This is a genomic window from Chloracidobacterium sp. N, from assembly GCF_018304765.1.
Classification (GTDB): Bacteria; Acidobacteriota; Blastocatellia; order Chloracidobacteriales; family Chloracidobacteriaceae; genus Chloracidobacterium; species Chloracidobacterium aggregatum.
The window spans coordinates 285,483-306,927 of the sequence record NZ_CP072643.1 but is presented as its reverse complement, the minus strand read 5'-3'; the positions used below and the strand labels follow the sequence as shown (position 1 = coordinate 306,927).

The window sequence follows — 21,445 nt, the reverse complement described above, 5'->3', positions numbered from 1 at the left end:
TCATTCTGCGTCATCATCCGTGAGCTTCAGGTCTTCCGCCAGAATGGCGACCCGCAGCCCGGTGCCACCGGTGCAGGTGATACAGGGCCCGATGCGTTCGGGTTCCGCCCGTCCGCGCATGCCGCAGCGGCACAGCTCGGCCTTGTATGTGGAGCTGCCGCCACGCCGTACGCGATAGATTGGATTGACGACATCGTAGGCGCTGCCATCCGTCGGTGCATTATCGTAATCCTCGACAAAGGCATCCTGGCACCATTCCCAGACGTTGCCGTGCATGTCAAACAGTCCAAAGGCGTTGGCAATGCCCAGCGAGCCGACCGGCAGCAGGCGTCCGGCCGTGAGCGTCACTTTGGCGGCACCGTAGGGCACTTCGCCGTTGATGTTGGCGACGCGCGTCGTGAGGGTGTCGCCAAACGCAAAGGGCTTTGTGGAGCCGGCCCGGCAGGCATATTCCCATTCCGCTTCGGTCGGCAGCCGGAACCGTTTGCCGGTGATCTTTTCGAGGCGGCGGCAGAACTCCACCGCCTGCGACCAGGTGACGTTTTCCACCGGGAGCATGTCCGTATTGTCATTGTTCTGGGGCGCGCGGGGCGAGCGTCGTCCACGCGGCGCTTCCGGCTGGGAGGGATTCGGCGGCAGGTCATCCCTGACCTTGGGCAAAGCCGCCACAAAGGCCCACTGCCGGCGGGTGACTTCATAGCGTCCCAGGTAAAACTCCGGCACGGCCACCTCGTGGAGTTTTTCGTTGGGCAGGCGTCCGGCTTCGGATTCCGGCGATCCCATACGGAACTCTCCACCGGGAATGCGAACCAGTTCCAAGGCAATGCCTTTCTCCAGGTCGAGCTCGATGGCGACGACTTCCGACTTGAGAATGCGCGGGTTGACGAGGTTGCCTTCGGGCGTGAGGTCCACGGTCTGAAACTCATCGAAGGCCAGTTCGCGCAGGATGAGCGCGGCGTCCGTATTTTGCTTGTCCCGGCCGCGCAGGCGCTCGATTTCAGCATTTTCGGCCAGTTGTTCGGCGAGGCGGCCGTACTTGCTGCCAGAGCCGTACTTGGCCAGGAACGTTTTGAACGCCTGTGGATCGGTGCTGTTGCGGATGGCGTTCCACTCCCGGTCTTCTTCCGAAAGCCGTATGACGGTTGCCACCCGCTTTGGTGTGACGCGCACGACGCGCACGGGCTGCGTGGTACCAACCCGCGTACTGATTTCCTGGCTGGCGGCTGTCCATCCGACCGGTGTGGCAAGGCTCAGCACGACCGTCAAAACAGCGCCCAGGGCGAGGGGAACAGTGATGCCACGGCGCCCGTGGAGGGCGTGTGGAAAAGCAGAACGTCGGGATATGGACCGGAGTGATGTCATGGCTGGTCTGCGGATATGTCAGGTCATCATCATGCCAGAGTCGCCAGAGGCGGCGGAGGTTGTTCTGGCCGTAAGCCAAATCAAAATTCCAAATCAAAATTCAGGTCAAGCCATGGCGACACATCCCGGCGGGGCGCAGGAAGGCACAGGAACATGTGGATGTTGCCGCGGCCACTGTGAATGACAGCGATTTTATCGTAGATTAGAGACACTTCCACGACCACAGGCAGGTCGCTCTGGCATCATCGCTGGCGAGGAAAAGCGCATCATGAAAGGTCTCCCCGTCCTCTGGGTTCTGTTTGCTTCGTTTTGCACGGCGGCGGCTATCGTCCTGACGGTGCGGTGGCTCTACCGACGGGCGGCGCGACCGCGCCGGCGCCCTCTGCGCGAGATTCTGGAGAATCTGGACCACGCCCGCCCGATACGCCGGGTGCGGGCGGCCGGTGAGTTGTCCGAGCGCACCGGAGCGGAAGCCAGGGAGGCCGTGGATGCGCTGCTGCGGCGGCTGTCGGACCCGGAGCCGGAAGTCCGTGCCGTCGTGGTGGATACGCTGGGCAAACTCGATGATCCACGGGCCAGTGAACTGCTGCGGGAGCGCCTGCACGACGACTCGACGGAAGTGCGCGGGTTGACGGTTTCGGCGCTGGTAAGCCTCAGGGATTTTGCAGCGCTGCCGGAAATCGTCCGCCTGCTCGATGACGAAGACTGGACGATTCGCGCCTGGACGGCTTCAGAGATGGTCCGGCTGGGGCGTGAGGAGGCGCTGGAAACCCTGTTGGCGGCGCGCAACCGTGAAGTCTGGCGCGCACATCTGCGGCTTTGCGACAGCGCACCCCGCGTCGTGGACGAACGGGCGGTCTCGCCCTTGCTCATCGAGATGCGCAAGGCCAAGGAAATGGGCATCCGGGTTGAGGCCATGCTGGCGCTGGCGAGCTTCGGTTACATCCCGGACGAAGAAGCCCGGCTGGTGGAAAATCTGGTGGCCTCGACGGAAGAAGAGCATCCCAACCTGCGCTTTCAGGCCATTGCCATGTTGGGCACGATGGAGATGCGGCGCATCGAGCCGTATCAGCAGGCCCAGCGCATTCTCGAACGTCTGGCCGTGCGGGACGAAAATGCCCTGGTGCGCGCTGCCGCCCGGCATAGTCTCAAAGGCTTCACTATTGTCCGCGAAAGGACGATTCGTTCGCTGCCACCGCCGGACACGATGCCGGCGGTCTCGCCGGTCCGGGTGGAGATGCAGTCGCTCGACATGCTCACGTCCAACCTCAAAAACACAGCCCTGCCGATGCGCTGGCGCTACGTTCACGCGCTGGCGGCAACGCGCCATCCAAAGGCCGTCGTGCCGCTGGTTGAAGCGACCCACGACAAGGAATGGCGTGTACGGGCAGCGGCGGCGCGGGGTCTGGGGCTGCTTGTGGGCGTCGGCGAAGCCGATGTGCGTCCCACGCTGGAGCGGGCGGCCATCGAGGACGAGCATTTCAGCGTCCGGGAGACGGCCGAGCTGGCGCTGGCACGGATTACCCCGACTTCGACGCCACGTTCCCGGTAAAAGCGGGTTTTCACAGGCGCAACTGCAACCAGGGGTTGTGCCAGTGGTTGTCCGGGTTGACACTGTACCGTCTGGACGGTACAGTACGCGCCATGCGTCGTCCTTCAACCAAATCCGCAACTCCAGCCCAGGTGACACGGGATGAACTGCTCCGCGCGACGGTGCGGGTTGTTGCCGGGGAGGGGTTGCCCCGGTTGACCCTTGACGCCGTTGCACGTGCGGCCGGCGTCAGCAAGGGGGGACTGCTGTACCACTTCCCAACCAAGGAGGCGCTCATCCGGGCGCTGATTGAGACGTTTGTTGCCGAATGGGATCGCGCCATGGCGCGGGAGTATGCCCGTGATCCAGAGCCGGAAAAGCCGGGGCGCTGGCTGCGGGCTTACGTACGGGCTTCCTTTGCCGAAGTCGATCCGAACGAGTCGTTGACCTTGGGTCTGGGACAGGGCGATCTGGCGAGTTTTCTGGCGGCGCTGGCCGTCAACCCCGAACTGCTGGGACTGATTCAAACGGCCTATGACCGCTGGCATCGGCTGCTGGTGTCCGATGGTGTGGATGAAGTGACGGCCACGGCTGTCCGGTTTGCCGCCGATGGCATCTACTTTGCCGAAGGCTTTGGCCTGGCGCCGCCCGTCGGCCGCCAACGGCAGCAGGTGTGTGACCTGATCCTGGCCTGGAGTGCAGCACCCGGCCGCACCGGTACGGAAATGGCAGGGGCGTGACATGGGGCGCAGGGAAGGGGAGCGGCTTTCAGTGTGCCGATGCGGTGACAATGGCATAGCGGCCTGGGTTGTAGGCGGGCTGTGTCTGGTGGCGTTGGTTCTGGGGGGTGGGTGTCAGCGTCCAGCCCAAAACCAGGCATCGGCCGCAACGGAAGTGCCAACGCCCGTGACGGTGGCGCGCGTGCAGGTGCGGATGCGCCCGCAGTCCATCCTGGCGACGGGAAACGTTGTCCCGTGGCGGCAGTCGGCAGTGGCTTCGGCGGCAATGGGGAAGGTGGTGGACATCCCGGTGGATGTGGGCGCGGTGGTACGGGAAGGGCAGGTGCTGGCGCGACTCGATGACCGCGAAGCGCGGCAGCGGCTGGCACAGGCCGAAGCGGCTCTGGCACAGGCTGAGGCGGCCGAAGCCCAGCTCCGGGCCCGGCTGGGACTCTCCGGCGAGGTGTTTGACCCACGTCAGACGCCAGAGGCCGAGGCGGCCCAGGCGGCATTGACCGCAGCGGAAGCCGAGGCGCGGCTGGCCGGGGCCACCCTGGAACGCTACGAGCGGCTGGCCCGCCATGACAACATCACCCGCGCGGTGCTCGACGAAGCCCGCACCCGGCTGGAAGCCGCGCAGGCGCAGGTTCAGGCGGCGCGCCGCCGCTACGCGGCCACCCTGGACGGGTTGCGGGCCGAATATGCCGGTTTACGGGCGGCACAGGCGCGCATTGCCGAAGCGCGGGCGGCCGTGGCACTGGCGCAGAAAGCCGTGGAAGACACCACCGTACGGGCGCCTTTTGCCGGGTATGTGGCCGAGCGGTTTGCCAATGTGGGCGAGTATGTCACGCCGGAGAAGCCCCTGATGGAGTTGGTGGTACTGGAACGGTTGAAGCTGGAGCTTCAGGTACCAGCCGGGGAAGCCGGGCGGGTCCGGCGCGGGCAGGCGGTCGAGGCCACAACCGACGCCTATCCCGACTGGGTCATTCGTGGCGAGGTCACGACGATTCGCCCGCTGGTGGAGGCTGATGCGCGCCGTCTGCGCGTTGAGGTCATCGTGTCGAATAGGGAGCAGCGGTTGCGTCCGGGGATGTTCGTCACGGCGCGGCTGCTGCTGCCGGAGCGTACGCCGTGGGTGATGGCCCCGCGCGCGGCTGTCCGGTGGCATCCGGGTCTGGGCGCGCAGGTGGCGTATGTCGTTGAGGGGGATCGGGCGCGGCTGCGAGTGGTTCAGGTGGGGGAAGGCATTGGGGAGGAAGTCGAAATCCGGTCCGGTCTGGAAGCCGGTGAGCGTGTCGTTGTGACCGGTCTGGAGAAGCTGGAGGACGGGAAAGCTGTTTCCAGTACAGATAGATGAAGGCTACTCCGGGCTGTAGTTTTTTCTTTTGAAGCCACCGGCAATACCTTTTTCTTTATCAATCAATTCAACTTCTTCAAGTGGCATCTCAAACCAAAGTTTTCCTTGGTAGCAGGGTAGTGGTGAGTAGCCACAAGTAGGGTGACTTGTTGGACAGAAGAAGTTAATTGAGTTGATTTCGATCTTCTTAAAGTTTCTTACCAAAGATGATTTGTCAGGCAGAATAAGTGGATTCTCTGTGAATGAATATAGACTAAGTGTTATGTAGTATGAAGAGTTTAGTAGGAAGTTTTTCAGAGACACAAATTTTAGAAGGGTGGTTAGATATTTGCCATTTATAAAATAGTAAACTGCTACAAGGAATAATAATACAAAATTAGCTGCTGTACTTTTTATTCCGCTGTAGAGGGACTCTGCAGCAGATAATGAAAGTATCATAGCAAATAAGGAAATATTTATATTCTCAAGAGAAATAAAAAAAACATGCAGTGCAGCTATTCCAATTATATATGGCAGAATGAACCTGGCACTTGGAGCTAGTGAAAATGTATATATTATACCCAAAAGCAGGGGGAGTTTAGCAGCTATGTGTAATTTATAATGCTCTAAAATTTTATATCTCAGAAAAAACAAAGTACACGGTAGCAAAAAGATAAAGAAATACATAAAAAATACAACTGATTTCCCCTCATACCTGCTGGACCACAGAGAAAACCAGTTAGACACATGCTCCGGGTAATCAAGTGTGCCAAATTTGGCATAGGCAGAGATATGTCTTACAAGTGTTCTTGAAAATTCTTCTCCTACAAACCAAGGTACTTTGACATGAAGAAAACTTGATGGATAAAAAGGACAACCAGAAGCTAAGATTAGTGCAAAAGTTTTGGGCAAGAAAAAGAATATAAAAAGCATAGAAAATTTGATAGATTGATTGGCAAAATTTTGAATCTTAGAAAACTTAAGATTATGTATGAATAAAAATACACCAATTAGAAAAATGGGAATTGAAGTTAATTTTAGTCCAAGGGAACTTGACGATAGTACTAATGTTATCCAAAAAAAAGTAAGATAGCTTTTATTTTCTTTGTATTCATTGTAGCTATGTGGCTTTGTAATTGTTTTTATGCAGAAGAAAATGGATGTTCCAAGTAAAAAGCTAATTGCCATTTCAACTGAAGTTGGTTGTACCATGATACTTAGTGATGTTAGACAAAAGAGAAGGTATGAAGCTAAGAAAACTTCCTCTTTCTTTCCTTCCTTAATGTTATAAAGACTTTGTAGAAGTTGACAGATTGATAGGAAGTAAGAAAAAGCACCAACTATCAAACTTGAATAAACGTTGAGAATATCTTCAAGTGGGGCTGGCAGGGCAAACCATATTGATTGATGTCCAAGTTGTGCTGAAATTAATGCAAGACCCTTCACTAAACCATAGTCATGTAAATATCTCGAGAGTTGGATGTGATAGATAAGCATATCAACAGTGCTTTCGTAAGGTATATTTATAAAGAAAAATGTAATTACAGAAGAAATTGCCAAAATGTGAATTTTGACGAGAAAGATTTTTAGTGTCTCTCTCAAGTATTCTGTATCAAAAATACAGAATATTCTTATGATAAAAATCAGTATAATTCCCAAAAGGCAATTTAATCTTAGAGGGGTTATGAAAGAAATTATAAGCAAAAAGTTGGCTAGAATTAAAGACCCCGCAAATATAGCTATAAAAAAATAATTGACAAGCATATATGATATATCTTTTTTTTCAATGAGGAATGAAAAAAAAGATATAAAGATTAATGAACCAATCAAAGATAAAAAAATCCAAGTCAGAAAGCAGATAATCATTTTGATTTACTCTAATCCTGTAGTTCAACAAATAAATCAATTGGTACAAGGCTATGCAGTGGCTGGCTGAAGTCTGTATCCGGCGTCCGGTTTTCACAACCATGCTCATCGTGGCCATTGCCGTCTTTGGGCTGGTTGGCTACGGAGCACTTGGCGTGGACAGATTTCCCAATGTTGATTTTCCGGTTGTCACCGTCGTCGTCACCAATCCCGGCGCACCGGCCGTCGAAATCGAGCGCGACATCACGGAAAAAGTCGAGTCGGCCGTCAATGCCATCAGCGGCGTCAAAGAAATCCGCTCCACTTCAGTTGAAGGCATCTCGCAGGTCAATATCCAGTTTTCACTCAACAAGGACTTCGACGTGGCGGCCCAGGAAGTCCGCGACAAGGTCAACCTTGTCATCCCCGAACTGCCCAAAACCATTGAACCGCCTACGGTTCAGAAATTTGAAACCAATGCCTCGCCGGTCATCCGGCTGGCCGTGTCCGCTCCCTATCCGCTGGTTGAAACGACACGTCTAGCACGACGCCAGATCAAGGAACAACTGGAAACCCTCGATGGCGTCGGGCGGGTGGCGCTGCTCGGTGGGGTGCAGCCCGAAGTGCGTGTCACACTTGATCCGCTGCGTCTGCGCGCTTACGACCTGACGCCACTCGACGCCGTTGCCGCCATCGAACGCCAGAACCGTGACGCCCCGGCCGGGACGCTGGAGCAGGGCGCGCGCGAAACGGCCCTGCGCGCCCCAGGCAAAGTCCCGGATGCGGCCACCCTGCGCCGGTTGCCGCTGGCCTACCGCCAGACCTATCCCGTCTGCCTGGAGGAGGTCGCCCACGTCGAGGAAACCACGCCGCTGCCCCGTACCATCACGGCGCTGGACGGACGTTCGGCCGTCATCGTGCAGGTCTCCAAACGGGCCGGTGGCAATGCTGTGGCGCTGGCTGCCGCCGTCAAGGCCAGGCTGACCGAAATCCGTGCCAGTCTGCCCCCGGAAGTCACCGTGACCGAAGTCGGCGACAAGTCCATCTTCATCGAAGCCGCTGTCAACGATGTCAAAACCCACCTGCTTGAAGGGAGCCTGTTGGCATGTCTTGTGGTGCTGGTGTTTCTCCGGCGCCTGGGGCTGACCCTCATTGCCGCCCTTGCCATCCCAACGTCCATCATTGGCGCGTTTGGCGTCATGGCCACGTTTGGCTACACGCTGGACACCATCACCCTGCTGGCGCTGACGCTCATGGTGGGCGTTGTCATTGACGATGCCATCATCGTGCTCGAAAACATCGAGCGGTTCATCCGCGAAAAAGGCCTGCCGCCGTTTGAAGCCGCAGTCGCGGCGACGCGGGAAATCGGACTGGCCGTGTTGGCCACAACCCTGTCGCTGCTGGCCGTCTTCCTGCCGACGGCCTTTATGGGCGGCATCGTCGGACGCTTCCTCGCGCCGTTTGGCATCACGGCCGCGGCCGCCGTCGCCATTTCCATGTTCGTTTCCTTCACGCTGACGCCCATGCTGTGCGCCCGCATGGCGGTTTCGCACCGGGACCGGCCCGCTGCCGCCGGTTGGACGGCACGCTATTACGGGCCGCTGGTGGCCTGGTCAGTTCGTCGGCGCGGATGGGTGGCCCTGACGTGCCTGGGGGTGGCGGCTTCCGTTGTTCCGCTGTTTATCGTCATCGGCAAGGACTTCATCCCCCAGGATGACGAATCGGAGTTCGAGGTGACGCTCCGCGCCCCGGAAGGAACGTCCCTCGCTGCCATGAGCCTGCTGGTTGAGCGCATCGCGGCCGATCTGCGTACCCTGCCCGGCGTCGCCCACACCCTGACGACCGCCGGAAGCGGCGATCCACCCGTGGCTTCCCGTGGCTACATCTACGTCAAGCTGAGACCTCTGGCGGAACGCACCGCCTCGCAGGTGGAACTCATCGGACAGGCACGCGAACGTCTGCGGCCCTATGCCGCACAGGTGCGTACCAGTGTGCAGCCGATTACGCCCTTTGCCGGCGGGGGCTATGAAAACGCGACGATCCAGTATGTGTTGCGCGGCCCCGAACTGGAGCCGCTGGCGCTGTACGCCGAACGTCTCATGGAAGCCATGCGCCGGATGCCGGGGGTGGTGGATGTCAACTCGACGCTCGTGCTGGGCGCGCCGGAACTGCGCCTGGTTGTTGACCGGGCGCGGGCGGCTGATCTCGGCGTCGCCGTCGAAGACGTGGCCACCACGCTCAACCTGCTGGTGGCCGGGGTGGAAGCCGGTACGCTGGCGGCCGACGCCGGAGCGGCCGCTGACCGGCCGCGCATCCGGCTGCGCGCAACGGATGCCTTTCGCAGCCTGCCGGAACGTCTGGGGGCAATTGCCGTGCCGACGGCCAAGGGTGCGCCCGTGCCACTGTCCGGCCTGGTGCGCCTTGTCGAAGGGACGGGGCCGGTGGCCATCGAGCGCCTCAACCGCCAGCGCTATGTCACCGTTCTGGCGAATGTCGCCGCGGGGTATTCACTTTCGGCGGCCACCGAACAGATTGATGCCGCCTTCCAGGCGTTGGAACTTGCCTCCGGCTACGAGCGGGTCTTTGCCGGGGATGCCAAAGACATGGCGGAATCCGCCTACTACTTTGCCATCGCTTTCGGGCTGACTTTCGTCCTGATGTATGTCGTTCTGGCCGCCCAGTTCGAGTCGTTCATCCATCCCGTGACCATTCTGCTGACGCTCCCGCTGGCGCTCCCGTTTGGCCTCGTCTCCCTGCTGGCTGTTGGGCAGAACGTCAATCTCTTTGTCGGGCTGGGGGTCCTCGTGCTGTTTGCCGTCGTCAAAAAGAACGCCATCCTGCAGATTGACCACATGAACGGCCTGCGGCGGGCCGGCTGGGCGCGCGATGCGGCCATCATTCAGGCGAACTGTGACCGGCTGCGCCCCATCCTGATGACCACGCTGGCCTTTGTCGCCGGCATGTTCCCGCTGGCGCTTTCACGTGGGCCCGGCGCAAGCAGCAACCGTTCGATTTCCGTTCTCGTCATTGGCGGCCAATCGCTGTGTCTGCTGCTGACGCTGCTGGCCGTGCCGGCCTTCTATGCCCTGTTTGACGATCTGGCGGCCTGGCTCGCCCGCCGCCGCTGGTTCCGGCCACGCCGAAGCCTGGGCAGTGAGCCGTCCGTGAAATCGGCTGCCCACGACTGAGGAGGTAAACATGTGGAGGCAAGAAACGGCCATGTTCCTGTCCCGACACGTCTGGCTGCCTGTCATCATTGGGGTGGCCCTGTCCGGCAACAGCGCCCCGGCGCAGCACCTGCCGCCGGTACGCCGTCTGCCGGTGCCGGGCGTCGTGTATCCGCCGGCTGGCGGTCACGCCCCACGTCCACTGTCCCCGGCGCGCGCCGTGGAAATGGCGCTGGCCGGCGAAACTTCGGTGCGCCTTGCCGCCGAGCGCCGGGAGGAAGCCAGGGGACGCGCCCTCGAAGCCCGTGCGGCGCTGCTGCCCAACCTCAGTGGCGTGGTGACACGCGCCAATTCCGCCATCAACCTGGCCGCACAGGGATTGGGCGGTTTCCTGCCGGGCATCAGTTCCATCATCGTCTTTGACACGTTTGACGCCCGCTTGCAGCTTACGCAGCAGTTGTTTGACTGGTCGGCCGTGCAGCGCCATCGCGCCACGCAGACGGCCCGCCAGGCCGCTGAAGTGGAAGCGCAGCTCGTGCGGCAACAGATCACCGGCGAAGTCCTGCTGGCCTATCTGGATGTGCTGCGCGCACAATCGCTGGTCAGCGCCGCCGAGCGTGAAATCGTGACGGCGCGCGCCCTGGTGCATCTGGCGCAGGAACAGCGCGCGGCCGGACTGGCCACCCAGCTCGATGTCGTTCGGGCCGGCGTCCGCCTGGCTGAGGAAGACGCCCGCCGGGCGCAGGCGCAGGTTGAGCTGGAGCAGTCCCAGGCGCGGTTGCGGCGGCTCATGGCCGTACCGGCCGACGCCGAACTGACCCTGACCGGCGAGCTGCGGTTCGTCCCCGTATCCACGCCGGACGTGGCCGCCGCACAGTCGGCCGCGCTGCAGCAGCGGCTTGAAGTCGTCCTGGCCCGGCTTCAGTACGAAGCGGCCAGCCGGGAACAGGCGGCCGTGGCGGCCGAACATCTCCCCTCGGTTGAAGTTTTCGCTGACTATGGCCTGAACGGCGTGCGCCCAAACCGCTTTGCCCTGCCGACGCGCACGTTCGGGGTGCGGGTCAACGTTCCGGTGTTCAACGGCGGCGCTTCGTTTGGCCGGCTGGTGGCCGAAAAGAGCCGGGCCCGCCAGCGTGAGTTGGAGGTTGCCGATGTCCAGCGGCAGGTCGAGCAGGAGGTACGGCTGGCCGTGGTCCTGCTGTCGGCCGCAGCGGAGCAGGTTGCCGCAGCCGAGCAGGCTGTGACACTGGCGCAGCGTGAAGTCGAACTTGCCGAAGAACGCTTTGCCGCCGGTGTGGCCGACAACCTGGAGGTCATCCGGGCGCAGTCGGCGCTCAGTCAGGCCCGCACGGCACGGATTCAGGCGCTGGCACAGCACGTCATGACGCGCGTCAACTGGGCTTTGGCCCTGGGCACGATTGAGCAGTTTCAGTGGTGAGGCCATTTCAGAGGGTGACGCCACACCGTGCGCCGTGTTAGTCTGCTGTCTCCTGCACGTTGCCAACCTGGTCTGTTCGGTGCGTGCCATTCCTGCCGTGGAGGAAAGGCCGTCATGAAGTGTCCGGCTTGTGGCTTTGAAAACCTGCCTGGTGCAGAAACCTGTGAGGCCTGTGGTTCTGACCTCACCGCCGTGGAGATGGATGAGCCGGGGCTTCCGATTCAGCAGCCCCTGGCCGAAGACACCATTGACCGCCTCTTTCCCTATCCGGCCATCACAGTTGAGGTGGGCACTTCGATTGGGGCCACCCTGCGCGCCATGCAGGAAAAGCGGTTTGGCTGCGCGATGATCGTCCGTGGCGGGAAGCTGGTCGGCATCGTGACCGAGCGCGACATGCTCTACAAGGTCGCCAATCGCATCACCGAGCTGGACGCCACGCCGGTGGATACCATCATGACGCCCAACCCCGGCGTTGTGCGGCATGGCGATACCCTGGCCAAGACGCTCAATCTCATGGCGATGCACAAGTACCGCCACGTGCCGATTGTGGACGACGAGGACAAGCCCATCGGTTTCCTCTCCTCGAAGGGCATTTTCAAGTACCTCTGCCAGCACGCTCTGCCCAAGGCCTAGGCGGCAAGACGGCGGGTTGCCGCTCCAGCGGCGCTTGCCGGACATCAGGCGGGCGGCACTGTGGTTTCGGGAAGTGGCGGCTTCTCCTCGGCGACGAGAACGGCATACAGGCTGGGCAGGGCCAGCAGCGTCAGAATCAGGGCCGAAAAGAGACCGCCCACGACGACGGTCGCCAGCGGACGCTGGACATCCGAGCCGATTCCGACGGCGCGCGCTGCCGGAATCATCCCCAGCAGCGCCACGATGAGCATCATCAGCACCGGCCGCATCTGCTGACAGGCGCCGGTGAAAATGGCGTCCCGTACGGACAGCCCCTCAACTTCACGCAGGCGGTTGATTTCCGACACGATGAGCACGCCGCTCATCACCGCGACGCCAAACAGGGAAATGAAACCAACGGCGGCCGAAACGCTCAGGTTGATATTGCGCAGCCACAGGGCCACCAGCCCGCCGACGAGCGCAAAGGGAACGCTGGCGAGCACGATGCAGGCATCCCGCGCCCGGCCGAACGTCAGAAACAGCAGCCCGAAAATGATGGCCAGCGTCACCGGCAGCACGATGGTCAGCCGCGCCCGCGCGCGGGTGAGGTTCTCGAACTGTCCGCCCCACTCGACGGCGTAGCCTTCAGGCAGGTTGACCTGGGCGGCTACAGCCTGCTGGGCTTCGCGGACAAAGCCGCCCTGGTCGCGTCCCCGGATGTTGGTGCGCACCGTCACCTGGCGCTGGTTTTCACGCCGGGCAATGATGCTGGCCCCTTCCACAACGGCAATTTCAGCAAGCTGCGACAGGGGAATGCGCCCGCCATCGGCCGTCGGCACCAGAAGCTTGCCAATCGTGGCCGCACTGGCGCGGGCTTCCGGCGTGTAGCGGACGACGATGTCAAACCGCCGCTCGCCCTCAAACACCACGCCCACCGGACGGCCGCCGATGGCCAGCTCGATGAGGTCCTGTACGTCAGCCACGTTGATCCCATAGCGCGCCACTTCTTCCCGGTTGACGCGCAGCCGCAGTTGCGGCTGGTCGGCTTCCTGTTCAATGGAGCTGTCAGCCGCGCCCGGAATCTGCCGGACAATGGTCAGGGTCTGTTTGGCCAGCTCCCGCAACTGCTTCAGATCGGGGCCGCGCAGAATAATGGCCAGGTCGGCACTCGATCCGGTGGCCATTTCGGTCGAGGTGTCAATGATGGGCTGGGTGAAGTTGAAGGTCGCTCCGGGAATGCCGGCTTCCAGCCGACGCGACATTTCCGCCACGAGTTGGGCCTTGGTGCGTCCGGTCGTCCAGCTTTCGTAAGGGTGCAGGTTGACCAGCAGCTCGTTGCGGTTGGGGCCGAACGGGTCGGTGCCGTCGTCATTGCGTCCGCTCTGGGAGATGACGCCGGAAACCTCTGGAAATTCCCGAATCAGCGCGCGGATGCGATTGGCCGTGCGGGCCGATTCCGTCAGGGAAATGCCGGGCGGCAGGTTGGCGCGAATCCAGATGACGCCTTCATCAAGCTGCGGCAGGAACTCCGTCCCAAGGCGCAGCCCGATGCCAAGTCCAACCAGCACGATGGCGCCGGCAGCCCCCACGGTGAGCCAGGGGCGCGCCAGGGTGACTTCCAGCGCGGCGGCATAGCCCTGCCGCAGCCACCGGACAACCGGGTTTTCCCACGTCCGCACACTGCGCGTCAGCCAGTAGCTGGCCAGCACCGGCGTCAGCGTCAGGGACAGCACGAGTGACCCAAGCAGCGCACTGCACACGGTAAACGCCATAGGGCCAAACAACCGGTACTCGACCCGCTCCATGGTGAACAGCGGCAGGTAGGCGGAAATCAGAATGACCATGGAGAAAAACACCGGCCGCTCGATGTCGAGTGCCGCCCGCCGGACGGTTTCAAACACACTTCGCCGGGAATGCCGGTCATCCGCCAGCCGGTGCACGATGTGCTCCACCATGACCAGCGTGCCGTCCACGATGATGCCGAAATCGAGCGCCCCCAGACTCAACAGATTGGCAGGAATGCCGGCCAGCTTCAGACAGACAAAGGCAAACAGCAGCGACAGCGGGATGGTGATAGCCGTCAGCAGCGCCGCCCGCACGTCGCCCAGGAAGAAAAACAGCACGAGCGTAACGACGATAAGCCCTTCGATGAGTGTCCGCGAGACGGTGCGCAGGGTGTTGGAAACCAGTTCCCCCCGGTCATAGACGGTCACGAGGCGGACACCCTGCGGGGCAAGCTGGGTGTTGAGTTCGGCAGTGGCTTCCTTGAGCGCGGCCAGTGTGTCGCTTGGATTTTCCCACCGGCGCAACAGCACAATGCCCTCGACGCCGCCGGATACGTCGTCGTAGCCAAAAATGCCGGTTTGCAGTGCCGGGGCCACGCTCACCTGGGCCACATCGCGGACAAACAGGGGAACGCCGTCAAAGGCCCCGATGACGATGCGTTCGATGTCCTGCCGGGAGCGAACCAGCCCGACGCCGCGCACGACCAGGCTCTGCTGCTGATTGTCCACGATGCCACCGCCGGCATTGCGGTTGTTGGCGCTGATGGCGTCGGCCACCTGCCTGGCCGTGAGGGCGAATTTTTCCAGCTTCAGCGGGTCGAGTTCCACGCGGTAGGTCTTGACCAGCCCGCCAAAGGTGGCCACATCCGCCACGCCCGGCACCTGGAGCAGGCGCGGCAGCACCACCCAGTCCTGAAGCTCGCGCAGCTTCATTTCCGGGATGCCGTCGCCGTCAAGCCGGTAGCGGTACATTTCGCCAATGCCCGACGTCAGCGGCCCCAGTCCCGGCTGTACGCCTTCCGGCAGTTCGGCCTCCCGCAGCCGTTCGAGCACAAGCTGCCGGGCGAAGTAATCATCCACGCCGTCGTCAAAGGTCAGCTCGACGACGGACAACCCGAAGATCGTCCGGGAACGGCGGCCGATGACCTTGGGCGTGTTGTTCAGGGCGCGTTCGATGGGAATGGTGACCTGCTGCTCGACTTCTTCAGCGGCATTGCCGGGAAACTGGGTGATGACGACGACACCCGTATCGGAAATGTCCGGGTATGCCTCGACCTTGAGGTTCTGAAACGCCCAGACGCCGGCGCCGATGAGCAGCAGGGCTGCGGCCAGGACAGCGGCGCGGTAGCGCAGCGCCAGATTTGGAAGTTCAATCATGGTTGCCCTCGCTTCAATTGCGGTACAGCAGCATCGTTCCCCCGACCACCACCCGTTCTTCCGGCCGGAGACCTTCGAGCACGGCGACCCGCTCGCCAAGCGCCACGCCCACCCGCACGGGACGCCAGTCAAACCTGCCCGCTTCCCGTTCAACAAAGACCCCGGTGACGCCTTCCCGTTCAACAACCGCCGCTTTCGGAATCACCGGCAGCGGCGTCGGGGCGTCAGAGAGGCGGAGACGGGCGAACATGTCCGGGCGCAGCCGCTGTACGCCGGAAGTGAGTTCCACAATGACCCGCGCCGTCCGGGTCTGCGGATCAATCGTGTCGGCAATGCGGATGACCCGCCCGGTGAAACGTTCGTTGGGAAAAGCCGTCAGTTCGACTTCGACGTTTTCACCCACCTCCACAAGGTAGAGGTTGGCTTCCGGGACGTTGGCCGTGACGACCAGCCGGCTCAGGTCCGCGACGGTCATCAGCGACACGGACGTATCGGTGCGGTACTCGCCGGGAACCACGGCGAGTTCAAGGACCTTGCCGTTGAGCGGGGCGCGGACGGTAATGCGCTGTTCGCGTCCGCTGTCATCCAGCCCAAGGGTTTCGAGCCGCCGGCGCACCTGTTCCCGGCCGGCTTCGGCCTGCGCCACGACGGCGCGGGCCTGCTCAACCGCTGCGCGGGACTGCACCACAACGTTGTCCGCCGCCAGAACTTCCTTCTGGGCAATGGCCCGGTGTTCGTAGAGGTCTTTGGCGCGTTCGGCATCCTGCTCGGCTTTGGCCAGCGCCGCTTCGGCCTGCGCCAGACCAGCCCGGGCCTGTACGAGGTTGGCTTCGGCCTGCCGCAGCGCCCCGATGGCTTCTGCCACGTCCGGGCTTTCCAGCGTCACCAGCGGTTGGCCGGCCCGGACAGCATCGCCTACCCGGACACGCACTTCCGTAATGCGTCCGGGCAGTGGCAGCATGATGCGCGCAATGCGGTTGGGATCGAGTTCGACCTTGCCGGGCGCGACGACTTCATCGCGCGGCACACGTTCGACGGTCACGGGTTCGACCCGGATTTCCTGTTTCCAGTCGTCTTTCCGGGCCGGATTGACCGGCGCTTCCGTCGGTTTCTGGCACCCGATGGCCAGACTCATGACAAAGCCGGCTAAGGCCAGTCGACCGGCGTGGGTTTTCAAGACATCTCTCATGGCGTTCCCTGAGCGGTCAGGTTGTCCAGCGTAAAACGCAGCCGCGCATATTCGGCGCGGGCATCAATGTAGCCCTGCATCGTTTCGTTGTAGGTCCGCTGGGCGTCCAGAAATTCAACGAAACTGGCTTCACCCCGGCGGTAGGCGTATTCGGTCACGTTGAGAACATCGCGGGCCTGTTCGAGCAGGCCGCTCTCGAAGCTCAGCAGGACGGTGTTGGCGGCCCGGCACTGGGCATACGTGGCTTCAAGTTGGGCGCGAATTTCCCGTTCGAGGGCCGCAATGCGCAGTTCGGACTGGCGGATTTCGGCCTGCGCCCGGGCAATCCCGCCCTGATTGCGGTCATAGATGGTCAGCGGCAGGGACAGGAACAGTCCCAGCGAGTTGCCCGTTCCGGCCAGACCCTGCTGGCGGCGGTATTCCACGCCGACGGTGTACTCGATTTTGCCCTGGGCAATCTGGAGTTTGAGATCGGCCAGCGTCCGCGCCTGCTCGGCGCGCAGCGCACGCAGGTCGGGACGCAGATCAAGCGCGCGGGACAGCAGCGGGGAAAGCCCCGGCGGAAGGTCATCCCGGCGCATGTCCCCGACGGCCTCGAAGGTATCCAGCGCCTCGGCCCGCCCCATCAGGGCCTGAAGCCGGTTTTGCGCCACGCGCCAGCGGGGTTTCCGCCTGAATGACCGCCTGGTTGAGCTGGATGGCGGAAACGCGCGTCCGTACCAGTTCAATCGGGGCCAGATCGCCGGCCCGCACCCGGGCGGCATTGATGGCGACGAGTTCTTCAAAGGTCTGCTGGTTGGCGCGCGCCAGTTGCAGGCTTTCTTTGGCGGCCTGAAGTTCGACAAACGCCTGCTGGACTTCGAGCGCAAGCTGGCGCAGCGCGTCCTGGAGGCGAAGTTCGGCTGCCGCGCGGGCCTGCTCGGCGACGGCGATCCGGGCGCGGCGCTTGCTCGGCCGTTCCAGCGGCCAGTCCACGCGCGCGGCATATTCGGGCGGACCGGCATTGTTGGTGTTGTCGTAACCCGTGCCGAGAACGTCGAGGTGGTCCCCGCCCAGGCTCAGCACCGGATTGGGACGCAGCCGGGCCGCGATGACTTCAGCTTCCGCCCGTGGAATTTCGTAGCGTTCAGCCAGAATGCTGAGGTTGCGTTGCAGGGCTTCGGCGACGGCCTGTTCGACGGTGATCGCCATCGGGTTGGGCGTCTGGGCCGAAGCGCCAACGGTCAGCCACAGCAGGGCCAGAACGGTGACACACCATACGTGCATCCGAACACCAAGCATGGACAGCTTTGTACTCCAGAAGGGTGTGGGTTGGTGTCCCCGCAGGATGAGGTAAGTTATCGTGGAAGACGAACAATTGACGTGGCTAAACAAACAGCCTGTCTTTTCCCGACCAAGGCTGTCCGGTCAGTCCATTTCGCCGACGCCAGCGGCCGGTTGGACGACCCACATCCGGGCCGTGCCGCCGGTGTGTTGGGCATAGGCCCGTGGGACTTCACGCAAAAAGGCATCCAGGGCTTCCGGCGCGACGAGGTTGACCGTACAGCCACCAAACCCGCCGCCGGTCAGCCGCGCACCGTAACAGCCGGGAACCTGCCGGGCGGCCGCCACCAGCGCATCGAGTTCCGGGCAACTCACGGCATAGTCTTCCGAAAGTGACCGGTGGGAAGCCGTCAGCAACGCCCCGGCCTGGGTCCAGTCGCTGGCGCGCAGCGCCTGGGCAAATGCCGTGACCCGGCCGATCTCGGTCACGACATGCCGCACCCGTTGCAAGAGTGAATCCGAAAGCATCCCGGCCGCCTGCGCCAGTTCGGCTTCGGTGACATCCCGCAATGTTGTCCGGTCGGGAAACAGGCGCTGGAGAACACTGAGTGCAGCTTCGCATTCCTGCCGGCGTGTGTTGTATTCCGAAGCCGCCAACTGGTGCTTCACGCCGCTGTCGGCCACCACCACGGCGCACTGGTTCGTGTCGAGCGGAATGAAGTCAAAAGCCAGCGAACGGCAGTCCAGCCAGACGGCATGCCCGGCGCGCCCGTGCGCCACCACGAACTGATCCATCAATCCGCAGCGCGTTCCGACGAAATCGTGCTCGGCCGCCTGTCCGGCGCGGGCGAGTGCCAGACGGTCAACTGTGTGTCCGGCCAGAGTGAGCAGGGCAAAGCCGACGGCGACTTCCAACGCGGCCGAGGAAGACAGTCCCACCCCGGTCGGGATGTCGCTTGTGATGAGCAGGTTCGCGCCGGTCAGGCGAAAACCGGCAGCTTCGAGGTGAAAGGCCGTTCCGGCAAGGTAATCGCGCCACGTGCTGGTACGCCGGCCGGGGGCATCAAGGTCAAGAACGTCTGTTTCCCCCAGGTCGTGGGCGATGACGTGCAGTTGCCGGTCAGAACGGGGACTGGCCCAGACCCACAGGCGCAACCCGATTGCCATCGGCAGTACGATGCCCGCGTTGTAATCCACGTGTTCGCCGATGAGGTTGACCCGTCCGGGAGCTGAAAAACACCGGCCGCCGACGCCAAACTGCTGCCGGAAGGTTTCCGCCGGGGTTGCCATTCACAGTACCCGCTGGATGAGCGCCCCACCGTCCACGGTTAACACCTGGCCGGTCATGTAGGATGCCTTGTCGGAGGCCAGAAACAGCGCGGCAAAGCCGATGTCATCCGGTTCGCCAATGCGTGGAATGGGCTGGGTGGCTTTGAGGCGGCGCATCAGGTCTTCGTTCTTCCAATAGAACTCGCTGAAGTCGGTGCGAACAAGACCCGGTGCCAGCGCGTTGACCCGAACGCCGTGGGGGCTGAATTCCTGCGCCCAGTTGCGCGTCATCATGATAAGTCCGGCTTTGGTGAAGCTGTACAGCAGTCCCTGATACTGCGGCTGAATGCCGGAAATGGACACGACGTTGATGATGGAGCCGCCGGTGCCGCGCTCGATCATCTTGGGCACGGTCAGCCGGATGAGCCGCAGCACAGACTTCACGTTGACATCCACCATTTTGTCGAGCATTTCGTCGGTCACATCGAGCGACGGCCCTTGGCCAATGTTCGTCACGCTGTTGTTGACGAGAATATCCACCGGGCCGAAAACCCTTTCTGTTTCGGCCACGAGGTTTTCGATGTCTTCCTTGCGTCCGACATGGCAGCCGACGCAGTGGATGCGTCCGGGCATGTCGGACAGCTCGGCGGCTGTCGCCTGAAGCACTTCCAGCTTGCGGCTGGCAATGACGACATTGGCGCCAGCCGCGACAAAATGCTTCGTGATGGATTTACCGATACCGCGGCCGCCGCCGGTGACGATGGCAACCTTGCCGGCAAGTGAGATGTCATTCAGGGCCATGGTGCACCAAACCTGTGTGTGGAGTGGAATGTCGCCAGTTTGCCGGGAACACGTGTGAAGCGCAATGCTGCCTGCGGGCTGGAAGTCCCTCTTTCAATGCCGGCTTGGAAGCCTGCGCTCCCGGTAATTGCCCCAGGGTCACATTGCCGTCCGTTGCCTTGCCGTTACGCTCCAGCGTGCACCGTTCGAGCCGGGCGGCAGCGCGCTCCAGCGCCCGGACGCCCGCCTGCCGGTTGTCTGCAATGCGGCTGTCATAGGCCCGGAGCTGGGCCTGCCCGGTAAGCCGGATGCCATCTCCGCCGTGTCCGATAATGTCACATTCAACGAGTTCCAGCCGGGCGCCATCGGTGGCGGCAAGACCATGGCCCGGACCGTCGTGCAGGCGGCTGCGGCGCAAAACAAGCCGCGTCTCCATCCCTTTCACGGCAACACCCTCGCCCGCCACAGCCGTCATCTGACTGTCCTCGATGGTGAGTGCGCCCCCGTCGAGTTGAACGGCCGGGGCGTTCTGGCTCCGCATGGTCAACCCGCGTACGACTTGTGAGCCAAGGCTCTGGCGCAGGCAGGGCGCATCATGTGAAGCAATAATGACGCTGCCAGCCGGACCATCGGCGACGAGTTCGATGTTTTTCGTCAGGACGACGGTTTCGCGGTACACGCCGGGACGAATGAGGATGCGCGTACCTGTCCGGGCTGACCGGATGGCTTCTGAAATCGTCGCAAATTCGCCGCCTGCCGGGGCCACAATCGTCTCGTTCGGCAGCATTCGCCACATGTCTTTGCCTTCAAAATACCGAATCGTCAGCCAGATGCCGGCCAGCATCAGAAAACTGATGAGTCCGATAACCAGTAGCGCCAGGCGGCCCGTGTGGCGTCCGGGCGGGGCGGCGGTGGCTGCCATCGCAAACGGACGGAGGGACGGTGACGACGTGCGCGCCGTGGTTTCCCGGGACAGCTCTTCGGCGCAGGCGGCCAGTTCTTCGGCCATCTGCTGCGCGGTGGCGTACTGCCGGCGGCGGTCGCGTTCGAGCGCATGGGCGACGATATGCCGCAGCCGCGCCGGAAGGCTGTGTGGAAGCGGGTCGGGATAGAGCGTCCGAATGGCCAGCAGCAGGTCGGCGCGGTTCTGGTGCGGAAACGGCAAGTCTCCGCTCAGCAGCTCGAACAGCAGTATGCCAGCCGCCCAGATGTCGTCCTGGGGCGTCGGCAGCGCGTCGAGCGCATGGGGAGAGACGTACGGCAGGTTGTCTGCCGGACGCGGGCGGACATGGCTGAAGCCGTAGCCCCGCAGGCGCACCTGTTCGCCATCGAGCGCCACGTAATCCGGGGCAAGTCGTCCGTGTACCTGCCCGTGTTCGTGCAACACCTGAAGCGCCGCCAGAAGCTGCCGGATGGTGTGGACAGCTTCTTCCGGCGTGAGCGGACGTGGACGTTCGGCCAGCGACACGGGCAGGTAGGGGCTGACGACGAACATCAGCGCGTCCATGGTCACGACATCCAGCACCGGAAGCAGGTTGGGGTGCGGGGGTAGCTTGGCCAGCTCGAACGCCAGGCGGGTCAACGGACTCGTCGCCGGTGTGTCCTGGAACACGTCAAGCCGGACGACAGCCTGATCTGAAAGGCCCTGTCCGCACCAGGCGGCATCGCCCACATCGGCTGGCAGCGGGGCATCGAGGCGGTAGTCGCCGATGACCTGACCGGGGCGTAAGGGCGGCACGTTGGCAGCAGGCTGGGACATGTGACATTACGCAA

General features: G+C 62.1%; 15 protein-coding genes. 6 read left to right on the top strand and 9 right to left on the bottom strand.

The features are described from left to right. Positions 1-1,362, bottom strand: coding sequence for a formylglycine-generating enzyme family protein (locus J8C05_RS12365; protein ID WP_211423836.1), 1,362 nt, complete (start codon positions 1,360-1,362; stop codon positions 1-3). A 268-nt stretch (positions 1,363-1,630) separates the two neighbouring features. Here J8C05_RS12365 and J8C05_RS12360 point away from each other — a divergent pair, with 268 nt between their 5' ends. From J8C05_RS12360 to J8C05_RS12350, 3 genes are all read left to right on the top strand, one after another. Then, positions 1,631-2,914 (top strand): HEAT repeat domain-containing protein, encoded by a 1,284-nt coding sequence (locus J8C05_RS12360; protein WP_211423835.1) that lies wholly within the window; start codon positions 1,631-1,633, stop codon positions 2,912-2,914. Between the two features lie 92 nt (positions 2,915-3,006). Beyond that, complete coding sequence (locus tag J8C05_RS12355) at positions 3,007-3,633, top strand: TetR/AcrR family transcriptional regulator (protein ID WP_211423834.1); 627 nt, start codon at positions 3,007-3,009, stop codon at positions 3,631-3,633. Between the two features lies 1 nt (position 3,634). Then, entirely contained in the window at positions 3,635-4,969 is a 1,335-nt protein-coding gene (locus J8C05_RS12350; RefSeq protein ID WP_211423833.1) for an efflux RND transporter periplasmic adaptor subunit, read from the top strand. A gap of 3 nt (positions 4,970-4,972) precedes the next feature. Here J8C05_RS12350 and J8C05_RS12345 read toward each other — a convergent pair whose 3' ends face one another. Further along, entirely contained in the window at positions 4,973-6,814 is a 1,842-nt protein-coding gene (locus J8C05_RS12345) for an LIC_10190 family membrane protein (RefSeq protein ID WP_211423832.1), read from the bottom strand. A 53-nt stretch (positions 6,815-6,867) separates the two neighbouring features. On the opposite strand from J8C05_RS12345, the gene J8C05_RS12340 reads away from it, so the two are divergent. The 3 genes from J8C05_RS12340 to J8C05_RS12330 all read left to right on the top strand — a co-directional run bounded on the left by J8C05_RS12340 (position 6,868) and on the right by J8C05_RS12330 (position 12,031). After that, positions 6,868-9,981, top strand: a complete 3,114-nt coding sequence (locus tag J8C05_RS12340) for an efflux RND transporter permease subunit (protein WP_211423831.1) — start codon at positions 6,868-6,870, stop codon at positions 9,979-9,981. Between the two features lie 31 nt (positions 9,982-10,012). Next, complete coding sequence (locus tag J8C05_RS12335; protein ID WP_211423830.1) at positions 10,013-11,398, top strand: TolC family protein; 1,386 nt, start codon at positions 10,013-10,015, stop codon at positions 11,396-11,398. A 114-nt stretch (positions 11,399-11,512) separates the two neighbouring features. After that, on the top strand, positions 11,513-12,031 hold the full coding sequence (locus J8C05_RS12330; protein WP_211423829.1) for a CBS domain-containing protein: 519 nt from the start codon (positions 11,513-11,515) through the stop codon (positions 12,029-12,031). Between the two features lie 44 nt (positions 12,032-12,075). On the opposite strand, the gene J8C05_RS12325 is transcribed toward J8C05_RS12330, so the two are convergent. From J8C05_RS12325 to J8C05_RS12295, 7 genes are all read right to left on the bottom strand, one after another. After that, complete coding sequence (locus tag J8C05_RS12325; protein WP_211423828.1) at positions 12,076-15,171, bottom strand: efflux RND transporter permease subunit; 3,096 nt, start codon at positions 15,169-15,171, stop codon at positions 12,076-12,078. Positions 15,172-15,184: 13 nt separating this feature from the next. Beyond that, positions 15,185-16,306, bottom strand: a complete 1,122-nt coding sequence (locus J8C05_RS12320) for an efflux RND transporter periplasmic adaptor subunit (RefSeq protein WP_211423827.1) — start codon at positions 16,304-16,306, stop codon at positions 15,185-15,187. Positions 16,307-16,356: 50 nt separating this feature from the next. Continuing rightward, a complete protein-coding gene (locus tag J8C05_RS12315) occupies positions 16,357-17,013 on the bottom strand; it encodes a TolC family protein (RefSeq protein WP_211423826.1) in 657 nt (218 codons plus the stop codon). Beyond that, positions 16,928-17,641: a TolC family protein gene (locus tag J8C05_RS12310; RefSeq protein WP_211423825.1), complete on the bottom strand. Its 714-nt coding sequence runs from the start codon at positions 17,639-17,641 to the stop codon at positions 16,928-16,930. Before J8C05_RS12310 ends, J8C05_RS12315 begins: the two co-directional genes overlap by 86 nt. Before the next feature lie 126 nt (positions 17,642-17,767). Further along, positions 17,768-18,913: a galactokinase gene (galK, locus tag J8C05_RS12305; protein ID WP_211423824.1), complete on the bottom strand. Its 1,146-nt coding sequence runs from the start codon at positions 18,911-18,913 to the stop codon at positions 17,768-17,770. Then, positions 18,914-19,693 carry an SDR family NAD(P)-dependent oxidoreductase gene (locus tag J8C05_RS12300; RefSeq protein WP_041569983.1) on the bottom strand — a complete coding sequence of 260 codons (780 nt, stop codon included), beginning with the start codon at positions 19,691-19,693 and terminating at the stop codon, positions 18,914-18,916. Then, a complete protein-coding gene (locus tag J8C05_RS12295; protein ID WP_211423823.1) occupies positions 19,680-21,431 on the bottom strand; it encodes a protein kinase domain-containing protein in 1,752 nt (583 codons plus the stop codon). Before J8C05_RS12295 ends, J8C05_RS12300 begins: the two co-directional genes overlap by 14 nt. Between the last annotated feature and the right edge of the window lie 14 nt (positions 21,432-21,445).

What these genes read in the sequence shown, in the direction of transcription:
- J8C05_RS12300 (WP_041569983.1), bottom strand. Translation starts at nt 19,693, where the DNA reads ATGGCCCTGAATGACATCTCACTTGCCGGCAAGGTTGCCATCGTCACC.
- J8C05_RS12355 (WP_211423834.1), top strand. Translation starts at nt 3,007, where the DNA reads ATGCGTCGTCCTTCAACCAAATCCGCAACTCCAGCCCAGGTGACACGG.
- J8C05_RS12345 (WP_211423832.1), bottom strand. Translation starts at nt 6,814, where the DNA reads ATGATTATCTGCTTTCTGACTTGGATTTTTTTATCTTTGATTGGTTCA.
- J8C05_RS12365 (WP_211423836.1), bottom strand. Translation starts at nt 1,362, where the DNA reads ATGACATCACTCCGGTCCATATCCCGACGTTCTGCTTTTCCACACGCC.
- J8C05_RS12310 (WP_211423825.1), bottom strand. Translation starts at nt 17,641, where the DNA reads ATGCTTGGTGTTCGGATGCACGTATGGTGTGTCACCGTTCTGGCCCTG.
- J8C05_RS12350 (WP_211423833.1), top strand. Translation starts at nt 3,635, where the DNA reads ATGGGGCGCAGGGAAGGGGAGCGGCTTTCAGTGTGCCGATGCGGTGAC.
- J8C05_RS12320 (WP_211423827.1), bottom strand. Translation starts at nt 16,306, where the DNA reads ATGAGTCTGGCCATCGGGTGCCAGAAACCGACGGAAGCGCCGGTCAAT.
- J8C05_RS12330 (WP_211423829.1), top strand. Translation starts at nt 11,513, where the DNA reads ATGAAGTGTCCGGCTTGTGGCTTTGAAAACCTGCCTGGTGCAGAAACC.
- J8C05_RS12325 (WP_211423828.1), bottom strand. Translation starts at nt 15,171, where the DNA reads ATGATTGAACTTCCAAATCTGGCGCTGCGCTACCGCGCCGCTGTCCTG.
- J8C05_RS12360 (WP_211423835.1), top strand. Translation starts at nt 1,631, where the DNA reads ATGAAAGGTCTCCCCGTCCTCTGGGTTCTGTTTGCTTCGTTTTGCACG.
- galK (WP_211423824.1), bottom strand. Translation starts at nt 18,913, where the DNA reads ATGGCAACCCCGGCGGAAACCTTCCGGCAGCAGTTTGGCGTCGGCGGC.
- J8C05_RS12335 (WP_211423830.1), top strand. Translation starts at nt 10,013, where the DNA reads ATGTTCCTGTCCCGACACGTCTGGCTGCCTGTCATCATTGGGGTGGCC.
- J8C05_RS12295 (WP_211423823.1), bottom strand. Translation starts at nt 21,431, where the DNA reads ATGTCCCAGCCTGCTGCCAACGTGCCGCCCTTACGCCCCGGTCAGGTC.
- J8C05_RS12340 (WP_211423831.1), top strand. Translation starts at nt 6,868, where the DNA reads ATGCAGTGGCTGGCTGAAGTCTGTATCCGGCGTCCGGTTTTCACAACC.